Origin of the sequence: Microcystis sp. M_QC_C_20170808_M3Col, from assembly GCF_007095505.1 — a bacterium.
Lineage (GTDB): Bacteria > Cyanobacteriota > Cyanobacteriia > Cyanobacteriales > Microcystaceae > Microcystis.
On the sequence record NZ_SFBY01000293.1, the window covers coordinates 1 to 6516 of the forward strand.

The window sequence follows — 6516 nt, forward strand, 5'->3', positions numbered from 1 at the left end:
ATGACAATAAGTTATGACTTAGAAACTAATCAACAACTAAAGCTTATGCTTGTAGCTAAGTGAAATCATTGATTAAGAGACCTGTACTTTTCAATAACTTTTTCAGCAAACCCTAATTAGTTTCTCTAAGTATTTTGTATCAGATGTTACTAAATACTCTGGTTATTCAAACTTTTCCATCTACTGATTTTCTATGATAAAAGTTGTATTTATCGGTTTTTAGCAAATCTTTAGGTTGTATTTATCGGTTTTTAGCAAATCTTTAGGAGGTTTTGTTTGACTTTTCATCCCATGGACTTGACATTCCATCTGGCAGAGGTTATAACTATACTAGAGTACGGAGGTCTCCGCATTACTGCCCTAACAATAAAGTAACAAACCACTTAAAATGATCACCAACATCTCTAGACGACTAACCACTGGCGCTCTTGCCATCGCTGGCAGCGTTGCCGCTTTCGGCTTTGCCGGTGCTGCCCCCGCCCAAGCGCAGACAAGTTGTTCAGATCGTAGTCTTATGGTTCTTTCGCAATTCATGGCTCTCACCAGCGGCTGCATCGATATGGATAAGATATACAAATTCGATGCCGCCACCACCACTAATACCACTGATTTTCTTGACGGTTTTATAGCCATCTCTAACTCCACAGGATCGGCAGGAGAAGGCGTACACCGAATGACTTACACTCGGAGACCTACGTTTCCCAGCACCATTGGCACTAAGTTCACCCTAGGGTACACCGTGGAAATCGCACCGTTTAGTACTGCGATGTTCGATCAGGTCTCCTTGGGTGTGGACGTGGCTGGGCAACTTCCGGGGATTACTACTAAGAAGTACATCTCTTCAACCGCCATTGGGAGTAATGATGTCGGTCTTCTGACATCACTCAATGGCGGCACGCCCGTTCCGGTTCCTGTTCCCTCTGGAGTAAGAAAGTTGTTCATCCTCGATGAGATCGAAGTCACTGCGGCGACTGCACAGGTCAACGCGTTCACTAACACCTACACACAAAAAAAATCAATTGACATTCCCGAACCCTCTGCTATCCTCGGTATCTTAGCCGTTGCCGGTGTTGGTGCTTTTGCTTGTCGCAAGAGCTAGTCACTGCCATTAAATCAAAGGCAAGCGTTAAGGTTAATCTTAACGCCTTTTTGTGTGTCTAGAGAAGGGGATGGGGAAGTGGGAAGTGGGGGAGTGGGGAGTTCGAGCATTTGTATTAAAATATCCAATACGCAATTTAAATGCAGTATACTGTTCAGTTAACAATCCCACTGGTCACTGATAATTGATCACTGATCACTGATCAGCCATTCCGATGCTCTTTCACCTAAATCTAAGGCCAGACTAACCGCTTTACCGAGACGGGGACGCTCGCGGGTTTCGCGGATAAAAGCTTGAAATTGACTAAAACCACCCCATTCGTGGAGATAATTGGCGATCGCATTGAGATGTTCCAGATATTCAGACTCGGAGAGGGGAAAAGAAGCTTGTTCGAGATATTTCCACATTACCTGGACATGAACCTTATCTTTGATGCGTCGCAGCTGGATATCGTAGGAACGACCCCATTTTTCTAGTAATAATTGCTGTAAGTCCACACCCGTCATGGTTGCTATCGCTTCTCAGATGTCAGTCGGCCTCTTGATTTTATCACAGATGTCGGGGTAAAGACCCTCGGTTTTACAGAAGGGATGACACTCTCGCCATCAACCGCTTCGCGGTGTAAAGGGAGTCCTCTTGCTCCAATTTAGATAGACCTGTGAACCACACTTTCAACCGAAGGAACTTTACTCCACCGTGACACTTTTGGCTAAATTGCGCGGCTGATCCACATCTAAACCGCGACGGGCTGCGATATGATAGGAGAGCAATTGTAGGGGAATTACTGTTAGAATTGGCGATAATAATTCTTCAATTTCCGGCACATACAACAAATCATTAAAGACTTTTGGTGCTTCCCTATCGCTGTCGGCAACTACTCCCAATAATCGCGCATCCCTTGCCTTTGCTTCCTGTGCATTGGAGAGAACCTTATCATAAACTATCCCCGGCATCGCAATCGCTACTACGGGAACTTTTGCATCTAAAAGCGCGATTGGTCCGTGTTTCATTTCTCCGGCTGGATAGCCTTCCGCATGAATATAACTGATTTCTTTGAGTTTTAAGGCTCCTTCTAAGGCAATGGGGAAATTAATCCCCCGTCCCAAGAAAATAAAGTCTTGGGTGTCATTAAATTCATGGGCCAATTCTTCGATCGCTTTTTCCTGTGTTTCTAAGACAGTTTCGATCAATCTTGGCAGCGATCGCATTTGATTAATAATTTGCTCGATTCTCTCTAAAGACAAAGTTTGACGACGATAGGATAAATCCAAAGCTAAGAGATAAAAACCCAATAATTGTGCCGTAAAACTCTTAGTTGCCGCCACCCCGATCTCGATCCCCGCTTGGGTATTAATAATCTGATCGACCATTTGTGCTAGGGTACTTTCGGGGCGATTAGTAATCCCGATAATCCGGGCTTGATATTTTTTTTCTAATCCTAAACGACGCTGTTTTTCCGTTTCCAAAGCCGCTAAAGTGTCGGCTGTTTCCCCCGATTGCGTCACCCCGATAGTTAAAGTATTGGGCATCAGGGGCGTGGGTGCATAGCGAAATTCCGAGGCGTACTGTACCCTTGTTGGAATACCCGCCAACTGCTCGAGCAAGTATTTACCGACTAAACTAGCGTGCCAACTGGTTCCACAGGCTAAAATCTGAATATGTTCTAAATTATCGTAAATTTCTTCAGAAAAATTAATATTTATCGGGTTGACATTATCCTCATTTTGTGCGTTTCTCTGGGGATGCAGATATGTCCCTAAACAGTCGCGCACCACTCCGGGTTGTTCGTAGATTTCCTTGAGCATGAAGTGACGATAACCCTGTTTTTCTACGGTCGTCGGACTCCAATCGAGGACTCTGGGGCTTTTACGGACTCTTTTGCCCTCAAAATTATAAATTTCTACTCCCAAGGGTGTTAACCGAGCGATTTCGCCATTATCCAGGGACAGCACTGCCCGGGTATGGGGAACCAAAGCACTGACATCGGAGGCACAGAAAAACTCCCCTTGACCGAAACCGATGATTAAAGGGGCGTGTTGCCGCACGACAATCAATTCATCGGGATAATCGGGACTAATCACCGCTAGGGCAAAAGCACCCTCTAAACGTTCAATTGCCCTTAAAACTGCCTTGAGGAAAGGACTCACCCCCAAGTATTCTTCATCGGTAGGTTTGGGTAGATAACTGGCGATTAGATGGGGAATAACTTCTGTGTCGGTTTCCGAGTCAAATATACAGCCTTTCTCCTTTAATTCTGTTCTTAATACCTGAAAATTTTCGACAATGCCATTCTGTACCACTGCCACCCGTTGACTATTATCGGTGTGGGGATGGGCATTACTTTCTACGGGTTTGCCGTGGGTTGCCCAACGGGTGTGACCGATGCCAATTTGGGAGGGATTAACTTCCTGTTCTAATTTTTCCCGCAGATTGTAGAGTTTTCCCTGGGCGCGGACTCGATGTAATTCACCTTCGAGAATTGTGGCAATCCCTGCCGAATCATAACCCCGATATTCTAAACGTTCCAAACCAGCTAGGAGAATATCGATCGCTGTTTGGGTTCCGATATAGCCAACAATTCCGCACATTCTTTCGCTGACCCCATTTAGGCTAAGTCCGATCCATTCTATCGCAAGCGTGACACTTGTTTGCTTAGAGGCTAAAGACGCACTGACAAGGGCAAAGTTTCCTCTAATGGGACTCATCCTGGGCTCATTTTTGGGAGCAAGATGGGGTCAAAGGGGTCGAAAAGCTTACCCAGTGAAGGATTGAGCGAGCGGGACTGACGGGATTTTATCCCGAAGCAAAGAAGTCAGTCGCTTGACATCCTCACCGCCGTAAACGGACGGTGATGACCGGCAGCTCGAACAAACTTAATTGAACGACCGACCTCTGGGTTGACGCGACCCGGGATGCCGCTACCTTAGCGGTAGTCTTATACCAAATTTCTCAATTCCTGACAGACATAGAGCTTCTAAAATCCAAGACCATCCCGTCAAATACCCGATAGTGTCATTGGATAAACGATTTAAAAGAGCATCGAGTTTATCTGGGTAATAAGTCTCGGAAACCGAAAAGAAAGTTGAGGAAAGTGACAGAAGCGGTTAGGTGAGTATAAAATACCAGTGGTCGCTTTAATATCACCTGAATAGTCGGTTTTTTGTGTCTTTCCCGAGACTATCGGCTGCTACCACTGGTTTGCTGTTGTTTGTTGTTGTAATCCGAGGAAATATAGTTCTTGCGTTCCCAAGCGCCTGAACTGCATTTGTCTCTCTAGTAACAATTGTAACAGACAATACCCATTTTGTGTAAAAAAAAGTAAACAATTTGGTAAAAAATTATTTTTTGCGGTAATCCTCAACCCTCTGAGGACAGCCCCAGATTACCGTTTCCTGTTTGTAAACCACCATACCGGGCTTTGCGCCCTTGGGTTTATAGACGTATTTGGGACGGGTATAGACGACGGGAACCTGTTCACTATGGCGAGCGCGGCTATAATAAGCGGCGTAATCGGCGGCAAATTGCAGATCGGCGGCTTCTGGAACTGTACCGGGGGTTAAACGGAGTAAAACGTGACTACCAGCGATTTCTTGACTATGAAACCAGATATCGTAATCGCTGGCGCTACGAAAAGTTAGCCGATCATTTTGACGGTTATTTCTGCCAATCCATAATTCTACTCCAGAGGGAGTAGTAAAGCGCATGGGTTCGGATTCTTTGTTATTCGCCCGATTACGCTGGTAATTGCTTTCTAGATACTTCTGTTGAATTAATTCTTCTTGTATCTCGTCTAGGGCCTCTAAATCTTCCCTGCTGCTATAATTCTCTAGTTGACTTAAACTCGATCGCACTTGTTCGAGATAATTAATTTCACTGACCACTTCCGCTAATAAAGGTTCCACCGCTAACCGCGCCCTTTTTAATTTCTGATGTTGTTTATAAAAATATTGGGCATTCTGCACGGGATTTCTTTCGGGATCGAGAGGAATAATTACAGGTTTTCCTGTCTGGAAATCCGCCAAAGTAATGCTAGTCATTCCCTGCTGTATTTGCTGCAGATTTGCCATTAATAAATCCCCTTGCTCTTTATAGCGATCGGCATGAGCAGATTCTGCTAGTCTTGTTTGAAATCCCGCCGCTTTAGTTTGCAGTTTAGTCAGTAAAGAGATGACTTTTTGATTTAATTTTTGCTGTAGTTGTCGAAAGCTTTCTTGATTAATTTGGTCGCTATAATAACGGTTTAATAATTCTTGGACATTTTTAGCCGCTGCCAGTATCTCCCCACCGATCACCGTATAACCTTCTCTTGTCCATCCGGGTTGAAAGGTTTTATTTTCCAAGATTTTTAACCATTCTTGCCAAACTGAAAAGAGCTTTTCCCAATCAGTATTATCTAACTGATCCGTGTTTAATTTCGGGTTAATCTTGGCTTTCTGCAACAGCGATCGAGCGATGACCGGACTAACCCCACGATAGGTACTAACTAGCTGTTTTTCGATAGTTTTAGGGATTAAACTAACTCTGGCTTGCCAACTGCTCAAGGATTCTTCTAAACTGGGATTTGTTGCCAATAAAACGGGGGGTAGTTGATAGATTTGTCCCGTTTGTACGGTGCGAACACTAGACTGGGTGGCATTGACTTGATGGGCAACGGTGACAATTTGATTGTCAGCCGCAGTTAAAATCACATTGCTATATTTGCCCATAATTTCTATATACAAATGCCCCTGGGCCGGATCATCAGGACGTTGGGCAAATTGTAGATCGATGACTCTTTCCCACGGGGCAACAAATGCTAATTTTGTCAGCGCAAAACCATTGAGTTGATGACGCAATTGATCGCTGAAAGTGAAGGTATCTGGGACTTTTGGCGGTGGATCACCAATATGCAGCCGCGCTCCTTGGGGATGCCAAGAAATAATTAACCATCCCTTGCGATCGAAGGTTCGTAAATAGAGGGCGATCGTTTGGCGATCAATTTGATACACTTGTTCTAGTCTCGCCGGCAGCCAAACGGCAGCAATTTCGGCACAAGTGGCGCTGAGGGTGGTAAAGTCTACGGATTGCATTTTCAGGATTCAGGAGATATTCTCGATGCCAAAGTTGGCACCGCCAAGCATTAAAATATCATAGCTTCCCACTAAGGCTAAGACAAAAAAGTTGTTTCCTCAATTAAAAACGGATTTGGTGTCAGAATCTATCGATGGAGGTATTGTCAAGTTTCAATACAAATATGGTCAGATATAGTCAGGGATGGTAATATATAGACATGAAACTATCAGACTATGCAAAAAAAAACCTGAGAGGGGGACAAGCGAGCTAGAAGGTAGATAGGGCAAGCGATATAGCTCTTTGTCCCTTGATGTAATCCTTCAACCGATAGCGGCTAATTTGCATTAGCTCTTCTATATTTTTTG

Annotated in this window: 4 protein-coding genes; 1 reads left to right on the forward strand and 3 read right to left on the reverse strand. The window is 44.4% G+C overall.

Annotated features, from left to right (window positions below):
- The first annotated feature begins 388 nt into the window (after positions 1–388).
- Positions 389–1099 (forward strand): PEP-CTERM sorting domain-containing protein, encoded by a 711-nt coding sequence (locus EWV84_RS13225; RefSeq protein WP_287078345.1) that lies wholly within the window; start codon positions 389–391, stop codon positions 1097–1099.
- Between the two features lie 188 nt (positions 1100–1287).
- On the opposite strand, the gene EWV84_RS13230 is transcribed toward EWV84_RS13225, so the two are convergent.
- From EWV84_RS13230 to EWV84_RS13240, 3 genes are all read right to left on the reverse strand, one after another.
- Positions 1288–1605 (reverse strand): DUF3067 family protein, encoded by a 318-nt coding sequence (locus tag EWV84_RS13230; protein ID WP_002756874.1) that lies wholly within the window; start codon positions 1603–1605, stop codon positions 1288–1290.
- A 180-nt stretch (positions 1606–1785) separates the two neighbouring features.
- Entirely contained in the window at positions 1786–3687 is a 1902-nt protein-coding gene (gene glmS / locus EWV84_RS13235; protein WP_287078346.1) for a glutamine--fructose-6-phosphate transaminase (isomerizing), read from the reverse strand.
- 750 nt (positions 3688–4437) lie between these two features.
- Positions 4438–6168 (reverse strand): Rqc2 family fibronectin-binding protein, encoded by a 1731-nt coding sequence (locus tag EWV84_RS13240; protein ID WP_287078347.1) that lies wholly within the window; start codon positions 6166–6168, stop codon positions 4438–4440.
- Between the last annotated feature and the right edge of the window lie 348 nt (positions 6169–6516).